Below are 24527 nucleotides of genomic sequence, written 5' to 3'. Positions count from 1 at the left end.
CGCTATACCCCTACCCCGGCGAGCCGGTCGTGGGTGTCCTCGGTGACGCCCAGCGCCCGCAGCTGCGCCTTCTGCACCCGCTCGGACGGCGTCTTGGGCAGCGCGTCGACGACGCGGACGAACCGGGGCACCGCGAAGGCGGGCACCCGGCCCGTGCACCAGTCCCAGATCTCCCGCGGGTCGACCTCGCGGTTGGTGACGAGGTAGGCCATCACCTCGTCCTCGCCGGCCTCGGACTCGGCGGCCACGCCGATCACCGCGCACTCGACCACGGCGTCGTGTCCGAGCAGGGCCTGCTCGACCTCGTAGGAGCTGATGTTCTCGCCGCGGCGGCGCAGCGCGTCCTTGTACCGGTCGACGAAGTAGAACCAGCCGTCGGCGTCCTTGCGCAGGGCGTCGCCGGTGTGGAACCACAGGTTGCGCCACGCCTCGGCGGTCTTCTCCGGCATCCCGTAGTAGCCGAGCGAGCACGTCCACGGATGCCGGGGGCGCACCACCAGCTCGCCGATCTCCCCGACCGGCACCTCGCGGTCGGTCTCCGGGTCGACGAGCCGGACGTCGAACCAGTCGGCGGCCTGCAGCCCGGCCGCGCCCGCGGGCCGGTCCTCACCGTAGGGGGCCAGGATCGGCGCGCTCGTCTCGGTGAGCCCGAAGACCTCGACGAACGCCTCGATCCCGAACCGCTCCTTGAAGCCGGCGAGGATGGAGCTGGCGGTCGGCGCGGCGAACACCGAGCGCAGCCGGTTGTCCGCGTCGTCCGGGCGCGGCGGCTGCTTCCAGATGAAGTCCATCATCACGCCGATGAGGTTCGTGACGGTGACCCCCGAGACGCGCAGGTGCTCGGCCCACCGGCTCGCCGAGAACCGGGGCCGGCACACCACCCGGGCGCCCGCGATCAGCGCCGGGTAGACCGCCATGAACTGGGCGTTGCCGTGGAAGAGCGGCGTGCAGGTGAAGTAGACGTCCTCGGCGGTGAGCCGCTGCAGGCTCACGACCTCCTCACCGAAGAAGAACATCTGCCCGTGCGGCATCGCCACGCCCTTCGACGGGCCGGTCGTGCCGGAGGTGAAGAAGATCGAGGCCAGGTGGTGCGGCCGCACGTCCGGGAACCGCGCGCCCGGCCGGGCGCCCCGCGCCAGGTCCTCCCACGGGCCGGCCGCCCAGCCCGCCGTGCGCAGCACGTCGATCGCGTGGTCGCGGGAACCGGTGTCGATCACCCAGAAGTGCTCGACGACGCGGGCGGCATCGGCCACGGCCAGGAACTTCATCGCGTGCACGTCGTCGATCACGGCCCAGCGCGGGCCCGCGACCTGCAGCTGGTGGGAGAGGAACACGCCCTCGTACGCGGTGTTGACCGGCACCTCGACGGTGCCGCCGACGCCGGTGCCGAGCCAGGTGCGCAGGAACTGCGAGGAGTTCGCGGCCATCACCAGCACCCGGTCGCCGGGGGCCGCGCCGGCCTCGGCCAGCCGGTCGGCCACCGACTCCGCCTGCGCGAGCGCCTCGGCGTAGGCGAACCTGGCCCCTTCCTCGGGAAGGTCGAACAGGATCGCGTCGGGCCGCCGGGCGGCGTGGTGGCGCAGGGCGGTCGCGAGGGTCCAGTCCTCCTGGTCCGGGAAGACCGGCACGAGATCGGTGTAGGTCCGCATGTCACCTCCGTCCAAATAATCTAATCATGATTAGAGTTTATTGGCCAGGGCCGCCTCACCGAGGAACACCCGCAGGACGGAGGCGTGCGAGCGCGCCAGGTCGGCGGCGCCGCGGAACACGACCTCGCCCCGCGCCATCGCCACCACCTCGTCGGCCACCGCGAGACCCGCCTCGGCGTTCTGCTCCACGAGCAGCACCGCGAGACCCGAGTCGGCCATCTCGCGGACGGCGCCGAGCACGGACGCGACCATCGCCGGCGCCAGCCCCATCGACGGCTCGTCGAGCAGCACCACCCGCGGCTGCGCCATCAGCGCCCGCCCGAACGCGAGCATCTGCTGCTCGCCACCGGACAGCAGGCCCGCCGGCCCGCGGCGGCGCTCCCGCAGGATCGGGAACAGCGCGAACACCCGCTCCATGAGCTCCCGCGACCGGGCCTTCGGCACCGTGTAGCCGCCCAGCACCAGGTTCTCCTCCACCGTGAGCGGTGCGAACACGCGCCTGCCCTCGGGCACGAGCACCATCCCCGCGCGCACCACGGCGTGCGGCGGGTGCCCGGTGACGTCGTTGCCGTCCAGCACGACCGTCCCGCGGTGGGCGGGCACCAGCCCGGCGGCGGCCCGCAGCGTGCTCGTCTTGCCGGCACCGTTCGCGCCGAGGACGAGCGTGACCCGGCCCGGGGTCGCGGTGAGGTCCACGCCGCGGACGGCCTCGGCGGTGGCGTAGCGGACGTGCAGGTCAGCGATCTGCAGCACGGCCTGCCTCCCGTTCCCGGGTCGCAGCAAGGTGGCTTTGCTGCGGCTCAACCGGAGCAAAGCCACCTTGCTGCGGTCCGGAAGGGCGCCCCAGGTAGGCCGACTGCACTCCGGCGTCCTCGACGACGTCCGTGGGCGCACCCTCGGCGATGCGCACGCCCTGGTTCATCGCGAGCAGGCGGTCGCAGGTGTCGACCATCATCTGCACGTCGTGCTCCACGAGCAGCTGCGCGAGGCCCTCGTCGCGCAGCCGCCGCAGCAGCCCGGCCACCTCCCGCCGCTCGGGCTGGTTCATCCCGGCCGTGGGCTCGTCGAGCAGCAGCACCCGCGGCCCTGCGGCCAGCGCCCGCGCGATCTCCACCCGCCGCGCGGTGCCGTAGGACAGCTCGCCGGGGCGCCGGTCGAGCGCGTCGCCGATCCCGGTGCGTTCCACGGCCTCGGCCACCTCGGGGACGGCGCCGCGCCGCAGCAGCTCGCGCAGCCGGGAGGCGCGCGGGAGGTGCAGGTCCGCGCCCAGCTGGACGTTCTCCAGCACGGTCAGGTCCGGCAGCAGGCGCACGGTCTGGAAGGTCCGCGCGATCCCCCGCCGCGCCAGCCGGTACGCCGGGCTGCCGGTGTAGTCGGTGCCGTCGAGCGAGAGCCGGCCCCTGGTGAGCGGCACGAGCCGGGTGACGGCGGCGAGCAGGGTGCTCTTGCCGGAGCCGTTCGGGCCGAGGATCCCGAGGATCTCGCCGGGCGCGATGCCCAGGTCGACCCCGTCGACGGCCTTGATCCCGCCGAAGTGGACGGCCACGTCGCTCGTCGTGAGCACGGCCGTGCGCGCGGGTGCGGTCGTCACGGCCGCACCTCCTGCAGCGCGGCCAGCGCCCGCTCCGGGTCGTCGCCGTCCGGACGCTCCCGATCGTCGGCGGGCAGGGGGCGGCGGCGGGCCCGCCGCCACGCCGACTGCGCGACCCCGAGCAGCCCGGTCGGCATGTAGATCGCCGCGAGCGCCACGAGCACCCCGTAGACCACCGGCTGCCAGTCGCCGACGACCTGCAGCACGCTGGGCAGCCAGGTGAAGATCACGGCCCCGATCGCCGCGCCCGCCCAGGACAGCGCCCCGCCCACGATGATCATCGTGAGCGCGGTGACCACGAGCTGGAACCCGATCGTCTCCGGGGAGACCGTGGTGCGCAGGAGGCTGTTCATGCCGCCGGCGCAGGCGCCGAGCGCGCCGCTCACGACGAACACCCGCCGCCGCACCCGGCCCACGTCGACGCCGAGCGAGACCGCGAGCTGCGGGTCCTCGCGCACCGCGTCGATCCGGCGTCCGAACGCCCCGCGCTCGTTCACCACGAGCAGCAGGACGACGACCACGGTGATCGCGACGACGTGTCCCGTGGTGAGCGTGCTGATCGCCCCGTACAGGCCGGTGGCGCCGCCGGTGAGCTCGCCGCCGTTGACCGCCACCACGCCGAGGAACAGGGCGAACGCGATCGTGGCCATGCCCAGGTACAGGCCCGAGAGCCGCGCGACCAGCAGCGCCAGCAGGTATCCGGCCACGGCGGCGATCACGACGCCGGCGCCGATCGCGAACACCGGCGCCACCTGCAACCGGATCGTCACGATCGCGGCGGCGTAGGCGCCGATCGCGTAGCTGCCGATCCCGGCGAACGAGAACACCCCGGCCCGCAGCGGCACCTGGATCGACAGCGCGAGCAGCAGGCTGATCAGCGTCGACTGGACGAGCACCTGGTGGGAGACGAACCACGCGTTCACGTCCGGCGCACCTCCTGGCGGCCCAGGAGGCCGCGCGGCCGCACCAGCAGCATCAGGAACAGCACCCCGAACGCGATGGCCGGCGCCCACGTGCCGGACGTCGTGACCAGCACGAGCGTCTCGACCCCCGCGAGCACCATCGCACCGATCGCGACACCGGCGATGCTGCCGACCCCGCCGAGGATGATCGCCGCGAACGCCTTCAGCAGGAACGCGTCGCCGGTCTCCGGGGCGATGGAGCCGAGGTGGTAGGTGAGCAGCACCCCGGCGAGACCGGCCAGCCCGCCGGCCACCGCCATCGTGAGCAGCGCGAGCCTGCGGCGGTCGACGCCCATCATCGCGGCGACCTCCGGCTCGACGCCGATCGCGCGGAGCGCGAGGCCGGGCCGCGCCGCCCGCAGCCACCACGCGATCAGCGCCGCGAGCCCGAGCGCGGCCACCAGGATCACGACCTGGACGTCGGTCACCCGCACCGCTCCGAACTCGTGCACCGTTACCTGGAACGTCCCCGCGGAGTAGCCGAACGGCACGCTGCGCGTCACGTACTGGGCGATGGCGAGCGGGATACCGGCGATCCCGATCCCGGCCACGATGATCTGGAGCTGGGCCTGGTGCGGGTCCCTCGCCCGGCGCTGGATCGGCTCGAACGCCAGCACCTGCACGGCGAGCGACAGCACCGCGCCGATGCCGACCCCGAGCGCGATCATCGACGGCATCGAGAGGGGCACCACCTGTACCGCGAGGTGGGCGCCGAACGCGGCGAACATGAAGATCGAGCCGTGGGCGAAGTTCAGCACCCCGACCGTGCCCCACGCCAGGCTCATCCCCAGCGCGAACAGCAGGTAGAGCGAGCCGAGCGTCAGCGCGTTCAGCACGTCCTGGGCCATCTCAGGAGGTGCCGTCCGCCAGCACGGCCTCGGCTGCGCCGTCCCAGCGCACCAGGACGCCGGGCACCCGCGCGTCGTGACCGTCGAAGGTGAGCTCGCCCTGCGCCCCGGCGAACCCGTCCTTCGCGACCGCGTCGAGGCCATGCTGCACGGCGGCGCGATCGGTGCTGTTCGCCTTCGCGATGCCCCGGGCGAGGAACCACACGGCGTCGTAGGCCTCCGCCGCGTAGTTGTTCGGCGCCTCGCCGCCGTACTTCGCCTGGTAGGCCCGCACGAACTCCTGCGAGCTCGGCGCCGACTGCGTGGCCGTGAAGTTGGACGGCCAGACCGCCCCGGCGGCCTGCGCGCCCGCCGGGGCGAGGTTGCCCGCGCCCATCGCGCTCATCCCGACGATCTCACCGGTGAACCCCGCCTGGCGCAGCTGCGTGATCGCGACCGGGCTCTGCGGCCCGGTCAGCATCAGGAACGCCACGTCCGGCGCCTGTCCGGCGATCTGGGACGCGGCGGTGGTGAAGTCCTGCGCGGTGACCTCCACCCCCGCCGACCCGACGATCCGGAAGCCGCGTTGCGCGCCGAGCTGCGGCACGACGGTCTGCCCGAGCTCGGCGAGCGTCGGGTTGCCGCTGTTGAACAACACCGACGCGGTCCGCACGTCCTCCCGGGAGAGGTGGTCGCCGACGACCCCGAAGTACGACTGCGCAGGCGGCGTCACCCGGAACGTGTAGTCGCCGACGAGGACGCCCCCGCTGCCCGCCTGCACGTAGGCGACGGGCATCCCGGAGCTCTGCGCGATCGGCGAGACCGCCGCGGCCTGTGCGCTGGCCTCCGGGCCGAGGATCGCCGCGTAGGACGGGTCGGCGATGGCCTGGCTCGCGGCGCTCGCCGCCTCCTGGGTGCTCGCGCCGACGTCCTTCGTCTCGATCTCGAGGGTGCTGCCGCCGAGCAGCCCGTCCTTCGCGACCTGCTCGACCGCGAGGTCGATCCCCTTCTGGGCGTTGATCCCGGCGAACGACACCGGCCCCGTCAACGCCCGGATGGAGAGGATCGTGATCGTGGGTGGCAGGCCCTGCCCGCCACCTCCGGCCCCGCTCGGGGTGGTGCCGGTGTCCCCGCCGGGTGCGGTGCACGCGGCGAGACCCGCCGCCAGCACGAGCGCTCCCGTCGCCCGGAGCAGTCTCCGGCGGTCCCAGTGCGCGTCAGGCATCGATGCCCTCCATCTCGGGCGGGGTCAGCGGCGAGATGCGGCAGGACGCGACGTGGTCGGTGGTGATGTGGAACCGGTCGGCGATCGCCTGCGCGTGACGCTCGGTCATCGCGGCCTCAGTCGTCGTAGACGATGACGCCGCGGAGGTTCCTGCCGTCCCGCAGGTCGGCGAACGCCTCGTTGATGTCCTCGAGCCGGTAGGTCCTCGTGATCAGCTCGTCGAGCTCGAGCTGGCCCCGCTTGTACAGGTCCGCGATCAGCGGGATGTCGTTGCGCGACTGGGTGGTGCCGTAGAGCGAGCCCTGCAGCCGCTTGCCCGACATCGCGAACGTGAACAGGTCGAACTGGACGTCGCGCTGCAGCACCGGCGCGGCGGCAGTGAGCACGATGACCCCGCCGCGCCGGGTGAGCTGGTTGGCCTGCTCGACGATCTCGCCGCGCGCCACGTCCACCGTGATGATCACGCGGTCGGCGCCCTGCCCGTTCGTCATCTGCTCGACGAGGCCCGCCGCCTCGGCGTGCGTGGCGACGGCGTGCGTGGCACCGAACTCCTTCGCCTTGTCCCGTTTGAACTCCACCGGGTCGACGGCCACGATGTTCTTCGCCCCGCGATGGACCGCGCCCTGCACGGCGTTCATGCCGACCCCGCCCGTCCCGAAGATCACCACGGTGTCGCCGAGCTGCATGTCCGCCGCGTAGACCGACGAGCCCCAGCCGGTCGGGACCCCGCAGCCGATGAGCGACGCCGGCATCAGCGGGATCTCCGGGTCGATCTTCACGACCGCGGCCGCCGGGGCCACGACGTACGGCGCGAACGTGCCGAGGTAGCTCATCGCGCCGACACCCTTGCCGCGCGCGTGGATCCGGTGCGTGCCGTCCGGCGCCCGGCCCGCGAGCACCCCGGCGCCGAGGTCGCACATGTTCGCCCGCCCCGACACGCACATCCGGCACCTGCCGCAGGACGGGAGGAACGACAGGACGACGTGGTCGCCCTCCGCGAGGTCGTGCACCTCCGGCCCGACCTCGGTCACCACCCCCGCGCCCTCGTGCCCGCCGAGGATCGGCGCCCACGGCAGCGGGATGTCCCCGGTGTCGAGGTGGTCGTCGCTGTGGCAGATGCCCGAGGAGGTCAGCTTGACCAGCACCTCGCCGGCCTCGGGCGGGTCGAGCTCGATCTCCTCGACGCTCCACCCCGAGCGGGTCCCCGGCTCCCAGAGCAGCGCTCCCACGGTCTGCACGGCATCAACCTCCGTCCCGGCGGGCGCCCCGTCGCGCCCGCGAAGACCGTAGCCATCCGCACCCTTATCACGCTAGTCATCATGCGCATATTTTTAGGTGGCCCATCAGCGGTGATGTGGCCTGGACGATGCGGGTGCCGCGGTCCGGGCATGCCTACGTACGCCCCAGCCGGAGGACGTCGCCGCCCGTCCGGCCACCGGTCACCGGGCCGCGTATCCGCCGTCCACCAGGTGGTAGCTGCCGGTGACGAAGGTGGACGCGTCCCCGGCGAGGTAGGCGACCAGCGTCGCCACCTCCTCCGGGCCACCCATGCGCCCGAGGGCGTGCTGAGCGTCCAGGAACGCGATCTCCTCGGGCCCGAGGTTGGCCTCCAGCAGCGGCGTGGTGATGAAGCCGGGCCCGACGGCGTTCACCCGCACCCCGGCCGCCGCGTACTCGAGCGCCGCCGTCTTCGTGAGCCCCACGACGCCGTGCTTCGCCGCCACGTACGCGGCCGAGTTCGCGAAGCCGACCCCGCCGAGGACGGAGGCCATGTTGACGATCGACCCGCCGCCCGCGGCGATCATGGCAGGCACCTCGGCGCGGGTGCAGTAGAAGACGGAGTTGAGGTTCACCTCGATCACCCGCCGCCAGTCGTCGAGGGGCACCTCGGCGACCGGGTTCGACTCCCCCGCGATCCCGGCGTTGTTCACGGCGATGCGCAGCGGGCCGAGCTCGCCCGCAGCGGCCACCATCGCGGCCACCGCGTCCGGGTCGGCGACGTCCGCGGCGAACGCCCGCGCCGTGCCACCTCCCGCGATGATCTCGGTCGTGACGCGCTCCGCCGCCTCCGGGACGACGTCCGCCACGAGCACGGCCGCGCCGCCCCGGGCCAGGGTGTGCGCGACCGCCCGCCCGATGCCCGACCCGCCGCCGGTCACGATCGCGGCACGCCCTCCCACCTCGAAGTCCGCCACTGAAGTCCCTCCTCGTCGCTACCCACCGCTACGGTCGCCCCATGGCTCTGCGCGCCCGTGATGTCATGACCACCCGCGTCGTCACGGTCGGCCCGGACGACCCCGTCTCCGTGGCCGTGCACAAGATGACGGAGCTCCGGTACAGCGCCCTCCCCGTCATCGACCGGAGGTTCCGGCTGGTCGGGATGATCAGCCTCATCGACGTGCTGCGGCACCGCGAGGACGGTGGCGCCGACACCACCCGGGTCGGGGCCGTGATGAACCCCGACGTGCTGTCCGTGCCGCCACGGGCCAACCTCAGCCTGCTGGCCCACCGCCTGCGCTCGTACGGCGAGCTGCGCGTCATGCCGGTGGTCGACGGGGCCACGCTCGTCGGGGTCGTCACCCGCAGCGACCTGCTGCGCGTCCGGTCCCGGCCGGGACCGCTCGGGCGGCTCGTCCAGCGCGTCAAGGGCGACGACCTCGACAGCCTGGCCACCCCACCTCCCGTCCGCCGCAAGGGGCCCTTGCCCGCCACGGGCCTGGTCCGCGAGGCCATGACGACGGCGGTCGTCACCGCCCGCGCGGTCGACCCGATCGACACGATCGCCGAGCGCCTCGTCGAGCGCAGGCACAAGTCGCTCCCGGTGGTCGACGACCAGGGCAAGCTGGTCGGGCTCGTCAGCGAGGCCGACATCCTGGGCAAGGAACCGCTGTCCGGGCGCACGAACGGCCGCACGGTCGGGTCGGTCATGACCAAGGACGTCATCACGCTCTCACCGGAGGACCCGATCTCCAGCGCCCGCCTCCTCGTCGCCGAGCACGGCCTGCGGATGGTGCCCGTGGTCGAGAGCGGGCGGCTCGTCGGCGTGCTGTCCCGCAGCGACCTGGTGTGAGCATCCCGGCTACTTCGCGGTCAGCCCACCGTCCACGGGCAGGGTCGTGCCGGTGACGTAGCTGGAGAGGTCGCTGGCGAGGAACAACGCCACCTTCGCGATCTCCGCCGGCTGCGCCGCCCGGCCCATCGGGATCGTCGCCACGAACGCGGCCTTGCGCCGCTCCGTCTCCTCCGGGCTCGCGCGGAAGAACGCGGGCAGCCCCGGCGTCTCGACGGTGCCCGGCGCGATCGCGTTCACCCGCACGCCGTCGGCGGCGAACGCCAGCGCCATGGAACGCACGAGTGCGATGAGGCCGCCCTTGGTGAACGAGTAGAGCGGGCTGAACGGCGAGCCCACGAGCCCCGACGTTGAGCTGGTGAAGATCACCGAGGCCCCGCCGGCGGCCTTGAGCGCGTCGGTGAGGTAGCCGGTGAGGAAGAAGGCCGCCCGGGCGTTGATCTCGAGCGCGGTGTCCCACTCCTCGGGCGTGATGTCGAGGGTGGCGGCGCCGGGGATGCCGACGTTGTTGTGCAGCACGTGCAGGGCACCGTGGTCCCGGGTCACCTGGGTGGCCAGGGCCTTCAGCGCGTCGAGGTCGCGCACGTCCGCCACGGCAGCCGTGGCGGACCCGCCCGCGGCCACGATCCCGTCGACCGTGTCCTTCGCCGCGGCCTCGGCCACGTCCACCACCACGACGTGGGCGCCCTCGCGGGCGAATAGCTCGGCCGAGGCGCGGCCCATGCCCGAGGCGCCTGCGGTGACGAGTGCGGTCTTCCCGGCGAGCAGCGTCATCGGGCTCCTCCTTCAGGTCGGTCGGGTGAGTGTTTTCGCGAGCTGCCCGAGGAGCACCTCGTTACCGCCCTCGTAGATGCGCATGGGGCGGGCGTTGCGGTACAGGCGCTCGATGGTGGATCCGGTGACGATCCCGAACCGGCCCATCATCTGCACGCAGCGGTCGACGACGCGGGCGGCCGCCTCGGTGGCGGCGACCTTCGCCATCGACGACCAGTGCAGGGCGCCGACCGGGTCGGCGCCCGCCCGGGTCGCGGCCGCGTACGTCAGCAGCCGGGCCTGCTCGATCTCGGTCCAGCAGGTGCCGAGCATCTGCGGGAGCGGTCCGAGGCGCGCGAGCGTGGTGCCGAACTGCTCGCGCGAGGTCGTGTGCGCCACCGCCTCGTCCAGCGCGGCCTGCGCGAGCCCGACGGCCGAGCCGGCGACGGAGACGCGGAACGTGGCGAGCGTCTGCAGCACCAGCGGGAACGCCTGCCCCGGCTCGCCGACCCGCGCGTCGGCCGGCACCCGGACGCCGTCGAGCACCACGTCCCCGATGACGTGCGGGGCGATGAGGTCCGGCCCGGACTCGACCGTCACGCCCGGGATGCCGGTGGGCACGAGGACGAGCGAGTAGCCATCCCCCTCCTTCGCGAGGACCGTGACGAACGCGGCGGCCGGGGCGTTCGTGATGAACGACTTGCGCCCGTCGACCACGAGCTCCCCGCCCTCCGCGCGGACGGTCGTCGTGATCGCCTTGAGGTCGGAGCCGACGCCCGGTTCGGTGAGGCCCAGCGCGGCGATCGCGTCGAGGGCGACGACCCGCGGCAGCCACTCCCGCTGCGCGCGGGCGCCCCCGGCGACGGCGAGGGCATAGCTGCCGATCCCCTGCATCGCGAAGAGCGAGTCGAGATGGGCCGAGACGCCGCCGAACGCCTCCCGGACCACCGTGACGGCGAGCGGGTCCACGACCTCGTCCGCGCCGGTCCGGACCGCGAGCTCGACGAGCCCGCTCGCGCGCAGCGCGTCCCGCATCACGGGGTCGACGTCGGTGGCGGCGTCGGCCACACCGGCCCGCCAGCGCACGTCGTCGGCGACCTTGCGCGCGCGCTCACGCAGCTCCTGGTGCCGGGCGGGCAGGTCGAAGGTCACAGTTTCCATGTTATTGGTGCGCATGGTTATGGTGTCAACCATGCCCGCCGCCGTGCTCGTCGACGCCGTCCGCAGCCCCATGGGCCGGGGGAAGCCCGGCGGAGCGCTGTCCCAGGTCCACCCGGTCGACCTGCTCGCGCAGGTGCTCCAGGCGCTCGTGGCCCGCACCGGCATCGACCCGGGAACGATCGACGACGTCCTCGTCGGCTGCGTGGGCCAGAACGGGGAGCAGTCGGCGACGCCCGGGCGGCAGGCGGTACTGGCCGCGGGCTGGCCGGAGCACGTGCCGTCGGTGACGATCGAGCGCAAGTGCGGGTCGGGCCAGCAGGCCCTCGACTTCGCGGTGCAGGGCGTGGTCGCGGGCGCGTACGACATCGTCGTCGCGGCCGGCGTGGAGTCGATGAGCCGGGTGCCGATGGGGTCGGCACGCGGCGACGCGGACCCGTACGGCCCGCTCGTCGCGCGGCGCTACGCGCCCGGGCTCGTCCCGCAGGGGATCTCGGCCGAGCTGGTGGCGCACAAGTGGGGCATCCCGCGGGCGCGGCTGGACGCGTACGCAGCGCGCTCCCACCGGCGGGCCGCCGCCGCGGCGGCCGACGGCTCGTTCGACCGCGAGATCGTGCCGATCGAGACGCCGGCCGGCCCGGTGCGCGCCGACGAGAGCATCCGCCCCGGCACCACGGAGGAGAGGCTCGCCGCGCTTCCGCCTGCGTTCGCCCGGAGCCGGCACGCGGCGCGCTTCCCCGACCTGGACTGGAAGATCACGGCGGGCAACGCCTCGCAGATCACGGACGGGGCGGCCGCGATCCTCGTCACGAGCGAGGACCGCGCGGCGGCGCTGGGCCTCACCCCGCGGGCCCGCGTCGTCGCCAGCACCGTGACCGCGGACGACCCGCTGCTGATGCTCACCGGGCCGATCCCGGCCACGCACAAGCTGCTCACCCGCTCCGGCCTGCGCCTGGACGACATCGGCGCGGTCGAGGTCAACGAGGCGTTCGCGCCCGTGCCGCTGGCGTGGCAGGCGGAGTTCGGGGTGCCGGACGAGGTGCTGAACCCGCGCGGCGGCGCGATCGCGCTCGGCCACCCGCTCGGCGCGTCCGGGGTGCGGTTGACCACCACGATGCTCGGGTTCCTGGAGGACACCGGGCGCCGCTACGGGCTGCAGACGATGTGCGAGGCGGGCGGCATGGCCAACGCGATGGTGCTGGAGAACCTGAACCGGGGAGGGAGCTGAGGCATGGAGGTCACGAGCGGGTCGGCCGTGGTCACCGGGGGAGCCTCCGGGCTGGGCCTGGCGACGGCGCGCCGGCTGGTCGAGCGCGGGGTCCCCACCGTGATCGTGGACCTGCCGTCGTCGGCGGGCGCGGATGTCGCCCGGGAGCTCGGCGGGAAGACCCGGTTCGCCGCGGCCGACGTCACCGACCCCGAGGCCGTCGCGGCTGCGGTGGCCGCGGCCGACGAGCTCGGCCCGCTGCGCACGCTGGTGCACTGCGCCGGGCGCGGCGGCGCGATGCGCGTGGTCGACAAGGAGGGGAAGCCCGGCTCGCTCGAGCTCTACGAGTCCGTGGTGCGCGTCAACCTGATCGGCACGTTCAACGTGCTCAGCCAGGCGGCGGCCCGGATGGCCGCGCACGAGCCGGTCGAGGGCGAGCGCGGGGTCTGCGTGCTCACCGCGTCGGTGGCGGCCTGGGAGGGTCAGATCGGGCAGCTGCCCTACGCGTCGGCGAAGGCCGGCATCGTCGGGCTCACGCTGGTGGCCGCCCGCGACCTGGCGAGCCGGCAGATCCGCGTGGCCACCATCGCGCCCGGCACGTTCGACACCCCGATCCTCGCCCGGCTGCCCGAGAACGTGAAGGACTCCCTCGCACAGGCGGTGCCGCACCCGCGCCGTCTCGGCGTGCCCGACGAGTTCGCCCGCCTCGCGCTCGCGATCGTCGACAACCCGATGCTCAACGGCGAGACGATCCGGCTCGACGGCGCGATCCGAATGCCCCCGAAATGAGCCCCGATATGAGCGAGGTGACCGTCGAGCGCCGGGACGCGGTGCTCGTCGTGACGATCGACCGGCCCGCGGTCAGGAACGCGATCAACACCGCCGCCGCGCGGCTCATCGGGGCGGCGATGGACGAGCTGGACGAGGACCCGTCCCTGTTCGTCGGCGTGCTCACCGGCGCGGGCGGGGTGTTCAGCGCGGGGATGGACCTGAAGGCGTTCCTCGCCGGCGAGAAGCCGCACGTGCCCGGCCGCGGCTTCGCCGGGCTCGTCGAGCGGCCGCCGTCGACCCCGCTGATCGCCGCGGTGGAGGGCCCCGCGCTGGCGGGTGGCTTCGAGATCGCGCTGGCCTGCGACCTCATCGTCGCCGGTCAGGGGGCCTCCTTCGGGCTCCCCGAGGTGAAGCGTGGGCTCATCGCGGGAGGGGGCGGGCTGCTGCGGCTGCCCCGCAAGGCCGGCCTGGCGAAGGCCACCGAGTGGGCGCTCACCGGCGACCGCATCGGGGCGGCCGAGGCACACGCCGCAGGCGTGGTCAACCGGCTCGTGCCCGACGGGCAGGTGCTACCCGCCGCGCTCGAGCTGGCCGAGCGGATCGCCGCGAACGCGCCGCTCGCCGTGCAGGCCACCAGGAGGATCCTCACCGAGGGCCAGGAGTGGCCTGCGGCGGAGGCGTTCGGGAGGCAGTGGGAGATCTACGCGCCGGTGCGGGAGTCCGAGGACGCGCAGGAGGGCGCGCGGGCGTTCGCGGAGAAGCGGGCGCCGGTGTGGCGGGGACGATGAGCTCCGGCGACGACGTCACCGCCAGCCGGCGTCACCGCCAGTCGATGACCTCCTCCATCAGTTCGGGGCGGCGCCTGCGGACCCAGTCGGCGTACTCCTGCATGTGCTCGCGCATGAGTCGCTCGGCCTCCTCGGCCCGCCCGGCGGCGATCGCCTCGGCGATGGCGATGTGGACCTCCAGGACGTGCGTGCGCTCGTCCTTCGGGGACAGGGCGCCGCTCACCTGGTCGCGGAAGATGTCCTCCAGCGACACGCTGATCAGGTTGAGCACCGGGTTGCCCGACATGGCGGCGACCGTGCGGTGGAACTCGTTGGTGGCCTCGTAGTAGACGCGGTCGTCGTCCACCTGCGTGGACCCCGGGTCGGCGAGCTGTCCCACCAGCTCCTGCCCACGCCGCTCCGCCGCCAGGCGCGCCATCATCGGCTCGAGGATGAGCCGCGCCTCGACGAGCTGCTGGAAGGTCATGCCACCGAGGTGGAAGAAGAGGGTGGACATCCGCCCGTAGTCGCGGGTGCCGACCTCGATCACCATCGGGCCGCCGTTGCGGCCCGGCTTCATCGTGATGAGGCCGTGCACCTCCAGGATCCGCAGTGCCTCCCGGAGCGACCCGCGGCCGACGCCGTAGTCCTCGAGCATCTGCGCTTCGGAGGACAGCAGGGTGCCCGGCGGCAGCTTGCGCGAGACGATCTCGTGCACGATCTCCTGCGCGAGGGCCTCTGCCACCTTGGCCCCGCGCTTGATCGACCGCGGCGCCGGGCCGATGGCACGGGCGCGCGCTACTGCTTCCATGCGTGCAGGGTATCCGGACCGCCAGGCAAACCCTGATATTGGTACGCCTCTTGTGTCCGGCGCGAGCGCACCCCTAGATTGATGCGCATCAATAGCATGGAAAGTGCCGCGCAACGTCGAGGAGGACCCGTGGCCCTGGACGCGAGCACGGCCCGGCAAGGCAGGACTCGCGGCAGGACCCGCACCGGCACTCTCGTCGCGGTCATCTGCGGCTGCGCCGTCATGTTCGACGGCTACGACCTCTCGGTGTTCGGCACCACCATCCCCGCGCTGCTCGCGTACGAGCCGTGGGGCCTCGACGCCGTGCGCGTCGGGCTGATCGCGAGCTACGCGCTCATGGGCATGCTGGTCGGCACGCTGGTGTGCGGGGTGGCGACCGACCTGCTCGGCCGCCGCCGGATGCTGCTCACCAGCATGAGCGTCTTCTCGGTCTTCATGGTCGGGTGCGCGCTGGCCCCCTCGGCCGAGCTCTTCGGCCTGTTCCGCTTCCTCGCAGGCGTCGGGCTCGGCGGCCTGCTCCCGACGGCGATCGCGCTCACCGTGGAGTTCGCCCCGCCGCACCGGCGCAACCTCGCCAGCGCGCTCGTGAGCTCGTGCTTCTCGGTCGGCACGATCGGGGCCGCCGTGCTGGGCATCTGGGTCCTGCCCGCGTACGGGTTCCGGCCGATGTACCTCGTCGGCGCGCTGCCCCTGCTCGTCCTCGCGCCCGTGGCGTACCGCATGCTCCCGGAGTCCGTGAGCTACCTCGCGGGCCAGGGCCGGACCGACGAGGCGCGCCGCGTCGCGCGGGAGTACGGCCTGCCCGAGCCGGCCGAGCCGTCCGGGCCTCCCGCCGGGGACGGCGGGCGCCCGAACCCCCGCGCCGCCCTGAAGGTCCTGCTCCGGCGGCCCCTGCTGGGCACGGCGGTCGTGTTCGCCGTTGCCACCCTCATCGGCCAGCTCTTCATCTACGGGCTGAGCACCTGGCTCCCGCAGATCATGCGCTCCGCCGGGTACCCACTCGGTTCGGCGCTGAGCTTCCTCGCGACCATGAGCGTCGGCGCGATCGCCGGCGCGTCCGTACTGGCCTGGCTCGCCGACCGCGTCGGCCCGCGCCGGATGGCCCTCGCCGGGTTCGGCATCGGCGTCCTCGCGCTGGTGACGCTCAGCCTCGGCCCGCCGACGGCCGTGCTGTACGTCGCGGTGTTCCTCGCCGGCGTCGGGGCCAACGGCACGGCGGTCGTCCTCAACGGGTTCATCGCGACGTGGTTCCCCGCCGCCGTGCGGGCCACGGCGCTGGGCTCGATCATGACGGTGGCCCGCCTGGGTGGGATCTTCGGACCGATCCTCGGCGGCCTCATCGCGGCGGCCGGTGTGCCGGTGGCATGGAACTTCTACGCCTTCCTCGTCCCGGCCGCGATCGGGGTGCTGGTGGTGCTCCTGCTGCCCTCCCGGCACCTCGACGGCCGCCCGCTGGGCACGCACTGAAGGGGTATCCACATGGTCCAGGTCGGCATGCTGCTCAGCGACGTCCCCAGGTCGGTCCCACCGGACCAGCAGTTCCAGGACGTGCTGCGGATCGTCGGGGAGGCCGAGCAGAACGGGTTCTCCCACATCGCGATCGGGCAGCACTTCCTCTACGGCGACCTGCGGTGGATGCAGCCGGTGCCCTGGCTCGCCCGGCTCGCGGCGCACGTCTCGCCCGGCACGAAGCTCGTCACGCAGGTCATGATCGGGCCGCTGTACCACCCCGTCCTGCTCGCCGAGGAGATCGCGACGCTCGACGTCGTCACCGAGGGCCGGCTCGTCTTCGGCGTCGGGCTCGGCTACCGCGCCGAGGAGTTCGACCACCTCGGCGTGCCGTACGAGGAGCGGGCGGCGCGGCTGGACGAGATCCTCGAGCTCCTGCCCCGGCTGTGGACGGAGGACGAGGTCACCCACCACGGCCGCCACTTCCGGCTCGACGGGGTGCGCCCGCACATCCGGCCGGTGCAGCAGCCGCACCCGCCGATCTGGATCGGCGCGTTCGCCAAGGCCGGTGCCCGCCGCGCCGGCCGGTACGCCACCGGGTACGCGGTGCCGCCCGAGCTCCCGCCGCCCGCGGTGGCCGAACGGTACGAGCTCGTGCGTACGGGAATGGCCGAGCGGGGCCTCCCGTTCGGGCCGCAGCCGCTGCGCCGCAACGTGCTGGTGGCCGACTCCGCGGAGGCCGCCGTGGCCGAGTACGCGCGCGTGGCGAAGGGCCGCTACGTCACCTACGCGCAGCGCGGCCTCGACGTGTTCGACGCCGGGAAGCTCGAGCGGGAGTTCGCCGAGGCCGTGCAGGGACACGTCGTGCTCGGCACCCCCGACCAGGTCGTGGCGCAGCTGACCGACCTGGTGACCACCCTCCCCGTCGACCCGCTGCTCGTGCGCCCGCAGTGGCCCACGATGGATGCCGACGAGACGGTGGCCGCGATCCGCCGGCTGGGCCGCGACGTGCTGCCCTCGATCCTGCCGCTCCCGAGCCACAGCAACATCCCGCTGCTGGACGCCCGGTGAGCGCGCCGGGCGAAGAGGCGGTCCGCCGCGTCCTGCACACCTACGCGCTCGCCGTCGACACCCGCGACCTCGACGTGCTGGGCTCGGTCTTCACCGCGGACGTCGTGCTGCACCGCGTGGACGGGGCGCGCACCGGCCGCGCCGCGGTGCTGGAGTTCTACCGGTCGGTGTTCGACGGCGACGTCGCCTGGACCGTCCACCTCGTCACGAACGTGCTGGTCGACCGGGCCGACGACGGCGGCCTGGAGTCGCGCGCGGCCTTCCACTCGGCCCAGCTGGCCGGGGGCGCGGTCGTCGACATCTACGGCCGCTACCGGCACCGCTTCGCCACGGAGGGCGAGCGGCTGTGCATCGCGGAGAAGTGGATCGACGTGCAGCAGGTGTTCCGGCGAGCCGCGTCATGACCGGGGGTGTCGTCGTCACGGGCGCGGGCCGCGGTATCGGGGCGGCGATCGCGGCCCGGTTCGCCGCGGCCGGGCACCGGGTCGTCGGCCTCGACCTCGACGGCGAACTGGTCGCGGCCACGGCGGCGCGGTGGGACGGCGACGGGCACGCGGCCGTCGCCGGTGACGCGGCCGACCCCACCGCGGTCGGCGAGGCCTGCGAGCGCGCCACGGCGGCACCGGGCGGGCTGCGCACCTTCGTGGCGAACGCCGGGCACGCCACGGCAGGCGAGTCGGCCGGCTACCCGGCCGCCGACTGGGACGCGATGCTCCGCGTGCACCTCACCGGGGCGATGGTCGGCGCGCAGCAGGCCGCACAGCGGATGCCCGGCGGCGGCGCGCTCGTGATGATGTCCTCCCTCAACGGCCTGCTCGGGTTCCCGGGCCGCACGGCGTACGGCGCGGCCAAGGCCGGGATCGCCGGCCTCGTGCGGGGCCTGGCCGTCGAGTGGGCGCCCCGCGGCGTGCGGGTCAACGCGATCGCCCCCGGGTCGATCACCACCGAGCTGAGCGCCGACTTCGTGCGCCGCGGGGTGATCGACGAGCGGCAGTTCCTCGAGCGGATCCCGATCGGGCGGTTCGGGCGGGTCGAGGAGGTGGCCGAGCTCGCCTTCTTCCTCGGCACGCCGCTGTCGAGCTACGTCACCGGCGTCGTGGTGCCGATCGACGGCGGGTGGAGCGCCCAGGGCATCACGGCGTGAGCGGCGTGAGGTCCGCGAGCAGCACCTCCGCGAGCACGATCCCCCGCCGCTGCCAGGTGTAGCTCACGAACAGGCGGTCGCCGTCGAGCACCGCCGTCGGGTACGAGTACTCCCCCGCGCCACTGGTCACCACGCCGCCGTCACCGGGGGCGAAGCCGCCCGCCGCGTCCGCCCCGTCGTCGAGGACCAGCACCTGCCGCCAGGTCCACCCGTCGTCGTCGGACACCGAGACGACGAGCGGGCACCGCGGCCCCCAGTCGCGGTCGGACGGGTTGTGCACGCAGGCCACCTGCCCCGACGGCAGCGCCACGGCCGACAGCCCCGAGTTGCCGTTCGGCAGGCCGGTCGGCACGGCCGGGGTCCAGGTGCGGCCGCCGTCCGGCGAACCAGACCGGTGGGCGCGGCCCTCGGTGCTGCGCATCAGCGCCACCGGCCCGGTGGCGCCCCACCACAGGGCGGGCTGGATGTGGCCGGCGCCGCGCAGCGCCGACCGGTCCACCGCGATCGGCGCCCGCTCCCAGGTGCGCCCGCTGTCGGCGGAGACGTCGACGAACGGGCTCCAGCGGGGTCGCGTGCCCCACTCCTCCACCGAGGCGGGCGCGAGCCAGAGGCCGCCCGGCGTCGAGAGCGGCGGGTTCTTCACCGGGCCGCGGCCGCCCGAGCGGTCGCCGGGGACCAGCTCCCGCACCGGCTCCCAGCACGCGCCGCCGTCCGGAGAACGGGTGACGAGCGTCATCCACTCCGAGATCCGCGCGCCCACCTTGCAGAACAGCCACAGCAGGCCGTCGGGGCCCGGGGCGAGCACGGGGTTCCAGTGGGCCACGTCCCGCCCGGTGTCGAGCACCCGCGTGCCGGCCGGCCCGGCGACGTGGATGCGGTTGTCCGGCGTGCCCTCCCGGGTGCCGGCGAACCACGCGACGACCGGGCGCCCGCCCGCGACGGCGACGGTGGAGCCGTGGCACTGCCTCCCCTCGTCGAGGGTCACGAACGAGCGCGTGATCACGAGACCGGGACAGGCCCCGCCAGCCGGGCGATCCGCTCCAGCGCCGCGGGCGGGACCTCCGGGGCCGGCATGCGCAGCGCGCCGGTGCCGAAGCCGAGGTGGTGCAGCGCCGCCTTGATCCCCTCGACCGTGCCGGCCAGCGCGTCGAGCACGGCGTCCGCACGGGCCTGCGCGGCACGCTCGGCCTCGGCGTCGCCCGCGGCCACGGCGTCGGCGAGCGCGGTGAACGGCTCCGGGAACGCCGCCGAGAGCCCGGACACGATCCCCGCGCCGCCTGCCCGCACCACCGCCGGGAGGGTGGTGTCCGCACCCGACCACAGGTCGGTGCCCGCGGGCAGCGCCGCGACGTACTCGGTGAGCCGCTCGTTCGCCGCCCCCGACAGCTTCGCGCCCGCCAGCCCGGCCTCGGCGGCGATCGAGCCGAACTCGGCCGGGTCCAGGACCACGCCGGTGCGCTCGGTGAACAGGTAGCCGTACACCCGGGCGGGGCCGGCCGCGTCGACCACCGCGGCCAGGTGCCGGATGACGGCGACGGTGTCGACGGGGAGGTAGTAGGGGGTGAGCGCCGCGATGCGGCGGGCGCCGAGCGCCACGGCGTCGCGGGTGAGCGCCACCGCCTCCCGGGTGCTCGCCGCACCCACGTGCACGACCACCCGGTCCGGGCCGTACGCGCCGAGGGCGAGCTCGGTGAGCGTGTGCCGCTCGGCGCGGTCGAGCGCGGGGAACTCGCCGGTCGTCCCGGCCACGAACACGCCGTCGACGCGCCCGGCCAGCGCGGCGTGGTGCGCGACCGTCGTCTCCCGGTCGAGCTCGCCGTCGGCGTCGAAGAAGGTCGGGACGGCGGCCAGCACCTCGGCGCGTGCCTGTTCGGGCATGGATCTCCCTCGGGTCTCGGTGTTCGGGCGGCTCAGGAGGCGCGCCGCGCGCGCCCGGCGAGCACCGTGCGCATGCGGCCGCAGGATCCGGCGAGGTGCTCGTCGAGCGCGTCGAGCGCGGGCCCGGGCTCGCCGGTGCGGACGATGCCCGCGAGGTCGGCGTGGTCCTGCGCGATCGGGGTGAGGTCGCGGTCCGTGGTGTTGGTGACGGCGAGCATCGCGGCGAAGAGCGGCCGGTGCAGGGCCCAGGTGGCGGCGAGCCTGCGGTTGCCGCCGAGGTCGTAGAAGGCGCTGTGGAAGTCCAGGTCGGCGGCGGCGAACGCGGGCGGGTCGGCGGCGGCGGCGGCCGCGCGCATCCGGGCCACGGCGCCGTCGATCGGCCCCCAGTCGACGCTCTCCCGCCGGGCGATCACGTCCCGGACCGCGCGACCTTCCAGGGCCCCGCGCACGGCGTACAGCTCGACGATGTCGTCCTCGGTGAGCCCGCGGACGTGGACGCCGCGCCTGCGGGTCTCCACGAGACCCTCCAGCTCCAGCTGCCGCAGTGCGTCCCGGACCGGGCCGCGCGACACCCCGAACCGCTCCGCCATCCACCCCTCGACGAGGTGGGTGCCCGGCTCCAGCTCGCCGCGCACGATGAGCGCGCGCACCTGGGCGAGCAGCTGCTCCCCCAGCGGCGGCCGGGAGACCGGGCTGACGATCATCGACGCTCCTCGTTCGGATGCGGTCACCCTAGGCGCCGGCATGGTCGACGGTCAACGTCAACCGTTGACGGTTAACCGTAGACGAGTCATAGTGCCCGGACCACCCGCACTCGAGAGGGGCGCTCGCATGGCCGCGACCGTCGCAAGGCCCGATCGTCGCTACACCTGGAAGGTCACGGCGTCGAGCTTCCTGGGCAACACGCTGGAGTACTACGACTTCCTCGTCTACGGCACGGCCGCCGCCGTCGTGTTCCCCCAGGTGTTCTTCCCCGACAGCAGCGGCTTCGTGGCCACCCTCGCCGCGTTCGGCACGTTCGCCGTCGGGTTCCTGGCCCGCCCGCTCGGCGGGCTGTACTTCGGCCGCCGCGGCGACCGGCACGGCCGCAAGTCGACCCTCCTCGTGACGCTCACCCTGATGGGCCTCTCCACGATCCTCATCGGCCTGCTCCCCGGGCACGCCACGATCGGCATCTGGGCGCCGCTGCTGCTCGTGGTGCTGCGCCTCGTGCAGGGCTTCGCCGTCGGCGGCGAGTGGGGCGGCTCGATGATCATCGTGCTGGAGTCGGCACCGCCGCACCGGCGCGGGTTCTTCAGCGCGTGGCCGAACACCGGCGGCTTCTCCGCGCAGATCCTCATCACGCTCTCGTTCGCCTGGGTCTACACGCTGCCCGAGGCCGACCTCATGTCCTGGGGCTGGCGGGTGCCGTTCCTGCTCTCGGCCGTGATCCTGGTCGTCACGTTCTGGATGCGGCGCAGCCTCTCCGAGACCCCGGTCTTCACCGAGTCCGTCGCCCCGACCGGGGACACCGGCACGCCGGCCGGCGCGGGCACGATCGTCGCGACGTTCCGCGACGACTGGCGCAACCTGCTGCTGATCCTCGGCCTGCGCTTCGCCGAGTCGCTGCCCTACTTCCTGCTCACCGTGTTCGTCCTGTCCTACGGCAGCAAGGCACTCGGGATCGACCGCGGAACCCTCAACAACGCGATACTCGTCGTCTCCGTGCTGGCGTTCGTCGCGCACGGCGTGTTCGCCGCCATCTCCGACCGCGTCGGCCGCCGCCCGGTCTACTTCTTCGGCTCGGTGGTCGTGTGCGTGATGGCATTCCCGTTCTTCGGGCTGCTGCACACCGGGTCGTTCCTGCTGATCACGCTCGGCTACATCCTGGTGCTCAACCTCGGGCACAACGCGATCAACGCGGTGCAGCCCGCCTTCTTCGCCGAGCTGTTCCCGGCCGACCGGCGCTACACCGGAGCCGCAGCGGGCCGCGAGATCGCCTCGATCCTCGCGGGCGGGCTCACCCCGTTCATCGCCACCGCGCTCGCCGGGCCCGACGGCACGCGCTGGCCGCTCGTGGCCGGGTACGTGATGGTCGGCGCCGTGCTGTCCATGCTCGCGGTGTGGAAGGCGCCGGAGACGTTCCGGCGCGACCTGCGGGCGACGAGCACCGCGGCGACGGCGATCAGGGCCTGACCCCGACCGGCCGTCAGCTGGGGATCGGCTCGGGGCGGCGGAACACCCGGGCCGCCGCCACCCGGCCGCTGCCGTCGGGCGGGTCCAGCTCGGCCAGCTGCCGGGCGACCCGGTCCTCGACGGACAGGTACTTGCGGCCCGCGCGCAGGTCGGCGTCGTTGCGCAGCCGGATGATCAGCGGGAAGGCCGACAGCGCGCCCGCGTCGAACAGGCCGGTGGTGTAGACCAGCTGGACGCCCAGCGCCCTGGCCACCCCGAACTGCAGTTCGAGGAGGTAGCCCGCCGACGCGCGCCCGATCGGGTTGTCCAGGAACAGCACGCCCGCGTGCGCGCGCCTGCCCTGCCCGCGCTGGTGGGCGCGCAGGGCGGCCATCGTGCAGTACAGGACGATCGCGGCCGTCAGCTGCTGCCCGCCGGAGAACACGTCGCGGATCTCCGACACCCGCAGCCGCTCGGTGCGCAGCACCGCGTCCGGCTTGAGCATCTCGACCCGCACGCCCTTCGGCATCGCGGCGCGCACGCCCCGCAGCAGCAGCGACATGCCGTCGCGGCGGTCCCGGGCGTTCCCGGCGCGCTCCCCCGCGGTGCGGTCCACCACCTCGCCGAGCTCGTGCAGCAGCGCGGCGTCGTGGACCTCGTCGAAGCGGATGCGCAGGAACTGCTGGCCCGACCAGTCCGAGAGGCCCTCGGGCAGCTCGGAGAGCCGCTGCGCGAGCCGCAGCGTGCGCAGCGCCTCGCCCACCATGCCGTGCAGGCGCGTCACGATGCCGGAGCGGTGCCGGCCGATGGTGGCCAGGTCGTCCTCCAGCGAGCGCAGCCGCGGGCGCAGCGCCTGCACCCACTCGGCCGCGAGCCCGGGCATCTCGGCCCGGGCCACGCCGAGCAGGTGGCTGCGTACCGGGCTCGCCACCGAGGAGAAGCGGGCCTCCTGCGCAAACTGGGCCACCGCGTCGACGGCGCCGCGCACCCCGCGCTCGGCCGCGGCCCGGTCCCTGGCGGCGTCCCGCACCGCCGCGCGCAGCTCCTTCCAGCGCGCCAGCGCGGCGTCGACGTCGCCGGCGAACGGTGCGGCGCCCGGCTCCGCCGCCTCCCCGGCCCCGTCGTCGAGACCCGCGACGACGTGCCGGAATCCCTCCGCCGACGTCTCGGCGGCGCGGCGGGCGGACTCCGCGGCCGCAGCCGCGTCCCGGGCGGCACCCGCCTCGGCGGCGGCCGCGCGCCGGTCGTGCTCGGCCCGCTCGACCAGCCAACGGCCGTGCTCCACGTCGGCGGGTTCCCCGTACGGTTCGACGGAGTCCGGGCCCGCGGGGAAGCGCCCGGCCTCCCGCTTCGCCACCGCGAGCTCCGCGCCGGCCTCGCGCAGCGCCTCCGCGCAGCGGGCGAGCGCCGACTGCGCCTGGGCCGTGACGGCCCGGCGCGTGGCGGGGTCGGCGGCATCGGGTGAACGCAGCAGGGCGTCGGCGGCCGCGCGTACCTCGCCCGGCAGCTCGTCGAACGCGGCCTGCGCCGACCGCGCCTCCCGCTCGGCGTCACCGAGCCGCGACCGCAGGTCGGCGTCGACCTCGGCCGCCGAGTAGGCGGCCGCGGCGTTGCGGTACTCCGCCCGCAGCACCTCCAGGGCCACGTCCGCCACGTCGACGGCCGGCTCGGCCGGATCGTCGAGCAGCAGCTCCGCGAGCTCGGTGCGGCTGGAGTCGGCCACCGCCCGCTGGCGGTCGCGGCTTCGGCGGGCCTCGTCGGCGTCACGGCGCGCATCGGCCGCCGCGGCGCGCGCGGTCGCCGCCGCCGCCGCCGCCCGGTCGGCGGCGGCGGTCGCGGCCCGCCCCCGCACCCCGAGCTCCGGCCGCCGCCGCACCTCGGCCACCAGCGCGGCGAGCGCCGACGCGCGGGCCCTGGCCGCCTCGACCGCGGCGTCCGGCAGGGGCGTGTCCTGCTCCAGCCGGTCCGCCCGCTCGTCGAGCACGGCGACCTCGCCGTCGGCCAGCTCGGCCTCGCGGGCGGCGACGGCGAGGGCCGAGC

Annotated in this window: 23 protein-coding genes and 1 pseudogene; 9 read left to right on the top strand and 15 right to left on the bottom strand. The window is 74.2% G+C overall.

Going from position 1 to position 24527, the window contains the following annotated elements; all coding sequences use genetic code 11:
• Positions 1-2: 2 nt before the first annotated feature.
• From ABEA81_RS32835 to ABEA81_RS32800, 8 genes are all read right to left on the bottom strand, one after another.
• The gene (locus ABEA81_RS32835) at positions 3-1649 is read right to left on the bottom strand and encodes an AMP-binding protein (protein ID WP_345610551.1); all 1647 of its coding nucleotides are present in this window, start codon (positions 1647-1649) and stop codon (positions 3-5) included.
• A gap of 30 nt (positions 1650-1679) precedes the next feature.
• Complete coding sequence (locus ABEA81_RS32830; RefSeq protein ID WP_345610550.1) at positions 1680-2402, bottom strand: ABC transporter ATP-binding protein; 723 nt, start codon at positions 2400-2402, stop codon at positions 1680-1682.
• Positions 2386-3240 carry an ABC transporter ATP-binding protein gene (locus ABEA81_RS32825; RefSeq protein ID WP_345610549.1) on the bottom strand — a complete coding sequence of 285 codons (855 nt, stop codon included), beginning with the start codon at positions 3238-3240 and terminating at the stop codon, positions 2386-2388. The genes ABEA81_RS32830 and ABEA81_RS32825 overlap by 17 nt, the downstream gene beginning before the upstream one ends.
• Positions 3237-4163, bottom strand: coding sequence for a branched-chain amino acid ABC transporter permease (locus tag ABEA81_RS32820; RefSeq protein ID WP_345610548.1), 927 nt, complete (start codon positions 4161-4163; stop codon positions 3237-3239). Before ABEA81_RS32820 ends, ABEA81_RS32825 begins: the two co-directional genes overlap by 4 nt.
• A complete protein-coding gene (locus tag ABEA81_RS32815; RefSeq protein WP_345610547.1) occupies positions 4160-5050 on the bottom strand; it encodes a branched-chain amino acid ABC transporter permease in 891 nt (296 codons plus the stop codon). Before ABEA81_RS32815 ends, ABEA81_RS32820 begins: the two co-directional genes overlap by 4 nt.
• A 1-nt stretch (position 5051) precedes the next feature.
• Positions 5052-6254 (bottom strand): ABC transporter substrate-binding protein, encoded by a 1203-nt coding sequence (locus ABEA81_RS32810; protein WP_345610546.1) that lies wholly within the window; start codon positions 6252-6254, stop codon positions 5052-5054.
• Between the two features lie 116 nt (positions 6255-6370).
• Positions 6371-7492: an NDMA-dependent alcohol dehydrogenase gene (locus ABEA81_RS32805; RefSeq protein WP_345610544.1), complete on the bottom strand. Its 1122-nt coding sequence runs from the start codon at positions 7490-7492 to the stop codon at positions 6371-6373.
• A gap of 201 nt (positions 7493-7693) precedes the next feature.
• Positions 7694-8449, bottom strand: a complete 756-nt coding sequence (locus ABEA81_RS32800; protein WP_345610543.1) for an SDR family NAD(P)-dependent oxidoreductase — start codon at positions 8447-8449, stop codon at positions 7694-7696.
• 41 nt (positions 8450-8490) lie between these two features.
• Between ABEA81_RS32800 and ABEA81_RS32795 the strand changes: the two genes are divergently transcribed.
• Positions 8491-9324, top strand: a complete 834-nt coding sequence (locus tag ABEA81_RS32795; protein WP_345610542.1) for a CBS domain-containing protein — start codon at positions 8491-8493, stop codon at positions 9322-9324.
• A gap of 9 nt (positions 9325-9333) precedes the next feature.
• Here ABEA81_RS32795 and ABEA81_RS32790 read toward each other — a convergent pair whose 3' ends face one another.
• Positions 9334-10098, bottom strand: a complete 765-nt coding sequence (locus tag ABEA81_RS32790) for an SDR family NAD(P)-dependent oxidoreductase (protein WP_345610540.1) — start codon at positions 10096-10098, stop codon at positions 9334-9336.
• A gap of 12 nt (positions 10099-10110) precedes the next feature.
• The gene (locus tag ABEA81_RS32785) at positions 10111-11238 is read right to left on the bottom strand and encodes an acyl-CoA dehydrogenase family protein (RefSeq protein ID WP_425570774.1); all 1128 of its coding nucleotides are present in this window, start codon (positions 11236-11238) and stop codon (positions 10111-10113) included.
• A gap of 31 nt (positions 11239-11269) precedes the next feature.
• On the opposite strand from ABEA81_RS32785, the gene ABEA81_RS32780 reads away from it, so the two are divergent.
• From ABEA81_RS32780 to ABEA81_RS32770, 3 genes are read left to right on the top strand one after another with little or no spacing between them, the layout of a single operon-like run.
• Positions 11270-12463 carry a thiolase family protein gene (locus ABEA81_RS32780; RefSeq protein ID WP_345610538.1) on the top strand — a complete coding sequence of 398 codons (1194 nt, stop codon included), beginning with the start codon at positions 11270-11272 and terminating at the stop codon, positions 12461-12463.
• 3 nt (positions 12464-12466) lie between these two features.
• On the top strand, positions 12467-13231 hold the full coding sequence (locus ABEA81_RS32775; protein WP_345610536.1) for an SDR family NAD(P)-dependent oxidoreductase: 765 nt from the start codon (positions 12467-12469) through the stop codon (positions 13229-13231).
• An 8-nt stretch (positions 13232-13239) separates the two neighbouring features.
• Positions 13240-14001, top strand: coding sequence for a crotonase/enoyl-CoA hydratase family protein (locus ABEA81_RS32770; protein WP_345610535.1), 762 nt, complete (start codon positions 13240-13242; stop codon positions 13999-14001).
• A 31-nt stretch (positions 14002-14032) separates the two neighbouring features.
• Here the strand turns inward: ABEA81_RS32770 and ABEA81_RS32765 are convergent, their stop codons facing one another.
• Positions 14033-14791 (bottom strand): FadR/GntR family transcriptional regulator, encoded by a 759-nt coding sequence (locus ABEA81_RS32765; protein ID WP_345610533.1) that lies wholly within the window; start codon positions 14789-14791, stop codon positions 14033-14035.
• 129 nt (positions 14792-14920) lie between these two features.
• Here ABEA81_RS32765 and ABEA81_RS32760 point away from each other — a divergent pair, with 129 nt between their 5' ends.
• From ABEA81_RS32760 to ABEA81_RS32745, 4 genes are read left to right on the top strand one after another with little or no spacing between them, the layout of a single operon-like run.
• Entirely contained in the window at positions 14921-16258 is a 1338-nt protein-coding gene (locus ABEA81_RS32760) for an MFS transporter (RefSeq protein ID WP_345610532.1), read from the top strand.
• A 12-nt stretch (positions 16259-16270) separates the two neighbouring features.
• Positions 16271-17311, top strand: a complete 1041-nt coding sequence (locus ABEA81_RS32755; RefSeq protein ID WP_345610530.1) for an LLM class flavin-dependent oxidoreductase — start codon at positions 16271-16273, stop codon at positions 17309-17311.
• The gene (locus tag ABEA81_RS32750) at positions 17308-17715 is read left to right on the top strand and encodes a nuclear transport factor 2 family protein (RefSeq protein ID WP_345610529.1); all 408 of its coding nucleotides are present in this window, start codon (positions 17308-17310) and stop codon (positions 17713-17715) included. Before ABEA81_RS32755 ends, ABEA81_RS32750 begins: the two co-directional genes overlap by 4 nt.
• Complete coding sequence (locus tag ABEA81_RS32745; protein WP_345610527.1) at positions 17712-18455, top strand: SDR family NAD(P)-dependent oxidoreductase; 744 nt, start codon at positions 17712-17714, stop codon at positions 18453-18455. Before ABEA81_RS32750 ends, ABEA81_RS32745 begins: the two co-directional genes overlap by 4 nt.
• Here ABEA81_RS32745 and ABEA81_RS32740 read toward each other — a convergent pair.
• Genes ABEA81_RS32740 through ABEA81_RS32730 form a run of 3 tightly spaced genes read right to left on the bottom strand, consistent with a single transcriptional unit; the run spans position 18445 to position 21037 of the window.
• Entirely contained in the window at positions 18445-19440 is a 996-nt protein-coding gene (locus ABEA81_RS32740; protein WP_345610525.1) for a sialidase family protein, read from the bottom strand. The two genes, ABEA81_RS32745 and ABEA81_RS32740, sit on opposite strands and share 11 nt — an antisense overlap.
• A gap of 14 nt (positions 19441-19454) precedes the next feature.
• Entirely contained in the window at positions 19455-20333 is an 879-nt protein-coding gene (locus ABEA81_RS32735; protein ID WP_345610523.1) for a dihydrodipicolinate synthase family protein, read from the bottom strand.
• Between the two features lie 32 nt (positions 20334-20365).
• Positions 20366-21037: a GntR family transcriptional regulator gene (locus ABEA81_RS32730; RefSeq protein WP_345610522.1), complete on the bottom strand. Its 672-nt coding sequence runs from the start codon at positions 21035-21037 to the stop codon at positions 20366-20368.
• 127 nt (positions 21038-21164) lie between these two features.
• Here ABEA81_RS32730 and ABEA81_RS32725 point away from each other — a divergent pair, with 127 nt between their 5' ends.
• The gene (locus ABEA81_RS32725) at positions 21165-22508 is read left to right on the top strand and encodes an MFS transporter (protein ID WP_345610521.1); all 1344 of its coding nucleotides are present in this window, start codon (positions 21165-21167) and stop codon (positions 22506-22508) included.
• A 13-nt stretch (positions 22509-22521) separates the two neighbouring features.
• On the opposite strand, the pseudogene ABEA81_RS32720 reads toward ABEA81_RS32725, so the two are convergent.
• Positions 22522-24527, bottom strand: a pseudogene (locus tag ABEA81_RS32720) (hypothetical protein); the annotation flags it as partial.

This window comes from Pseudonocardia adelaidensis, from assembly GCF_039543345.1.
GTDB lineage: Bacteria > Actinomycetota > Actinomycetes > Mycobacteriales > Pseudonocardiaceae > Pseudonocardia > Pseudonocardia adelaidensis.
Note: the sequence above shows the minus strand (reverse complement) of the source record. Positions and strands in the feature narration are given on the sequence as shown.

Coding starts and splice junctions, on each gene's coding strand:
- ABEA81_RS32835 (WP_345610551.1), bottom strand. CDS start 1,649: ATGCGGACCTACACCGATCTCGTGCCGGTCTTCCCGGACCAGGAGGAC.
- ABEA81_RS32815 (WP_345610547.1), bottom strand. CDS start 5,050: ATGGCCCAGGACGTGCTGAACGCGCTGACGCTCGGCTCGCTCTACCTG.
- ABEA81_RS32810 (WP_345610546.1), bottom strand. CDS start 6,254: ATGCCTGACGCGCACTGGGACCGCCGGAGACTGCTCCGGGCGACGGGA.
- ABEA81_RS32795 (WP_345610542.1), top strand. CDS start 8,491: ATGGCTCTGCGCGCCCGTGATGTCATGACCACCCGCGTCGTCACGGTC.
- ABEA81_RS32790 (WP_345610540.1), bottom strand. CDS start 10,098: ATGACGCTGCTCGCCGGGAAGACCGCACTCGTCACCGCAGGCGCCTCG.
- ABEA81_RS32785 (WP_425570774.1), bottom strand. CDS start 11,238: ATGGAAACTGTGACCTTCGACCTGCCCGCCCGGCACCAGGAGCTGCGT.
- ABEA81_RS32780 (WP_345610538.1), top strand. CDS start 11,270: ATGCCCGCCGCCGTGCTCGTCGACGCCGTCCGCAGCCCCATGGGCCGG.
- ABEA81_RS32775 (WP_345610536.1), top strand. CDS start 12,467: ATGGAGGTCACGAGCGGGTCGGCCGTGGTCACCGGGGGAGCCTCCGGG.
- ABEA81_RS32770 (WP_345610535.1), top strand. CDS start 13,240: ATGAGCGAGGTGACCGTCGAGCGCCGGGACGCGGTGCTCGTCGTGACG.
- ABEA81_RS32765 (WP_345610533.1), bottom strand. CDS start 14,791: ATGGAAGCAGTAGCGCGCGCCCGTGCCATCGGCCCGGCGCCGCGGTCG.
- ABEA81_RS32755 (WP_345610530.1), top strand. CDS start 16,271: ATGGTCCAGGTCGGCATGCTGCTCAGCGACGTCCCCAGGTCGGTCCCA.
- ABEA81_RS32745 (WP_345610527.1), top strand. CDS start 17,712: ATGACCGGGGGTGTCGTCGTCACGGGCGCGGGCCGCGGTATCGGGGCG.
- ABEA81_RS32735 (WP_345610523.1), bottom strand. CDS start 20,333: ATGCCCGAACAGGCACGCGCCGAGGTGCTGGCCGCCGTCCCGACCTTC.
- ABEA81_RS32730 (WP_345610522.1), bottom strand. CDS start 21,037: ATGATCGTCAGCCCGGTCTCCCGGCCGCCGCTGGGGGAGCAGCTGCTC.
- ABEA81_RS32725 (WP_345610521.1), top strand. CDS start 21,165: ATGGCCGCGACCGTCGCAAGGCCCGATCGTCGCTACACCTGGAAGGTC.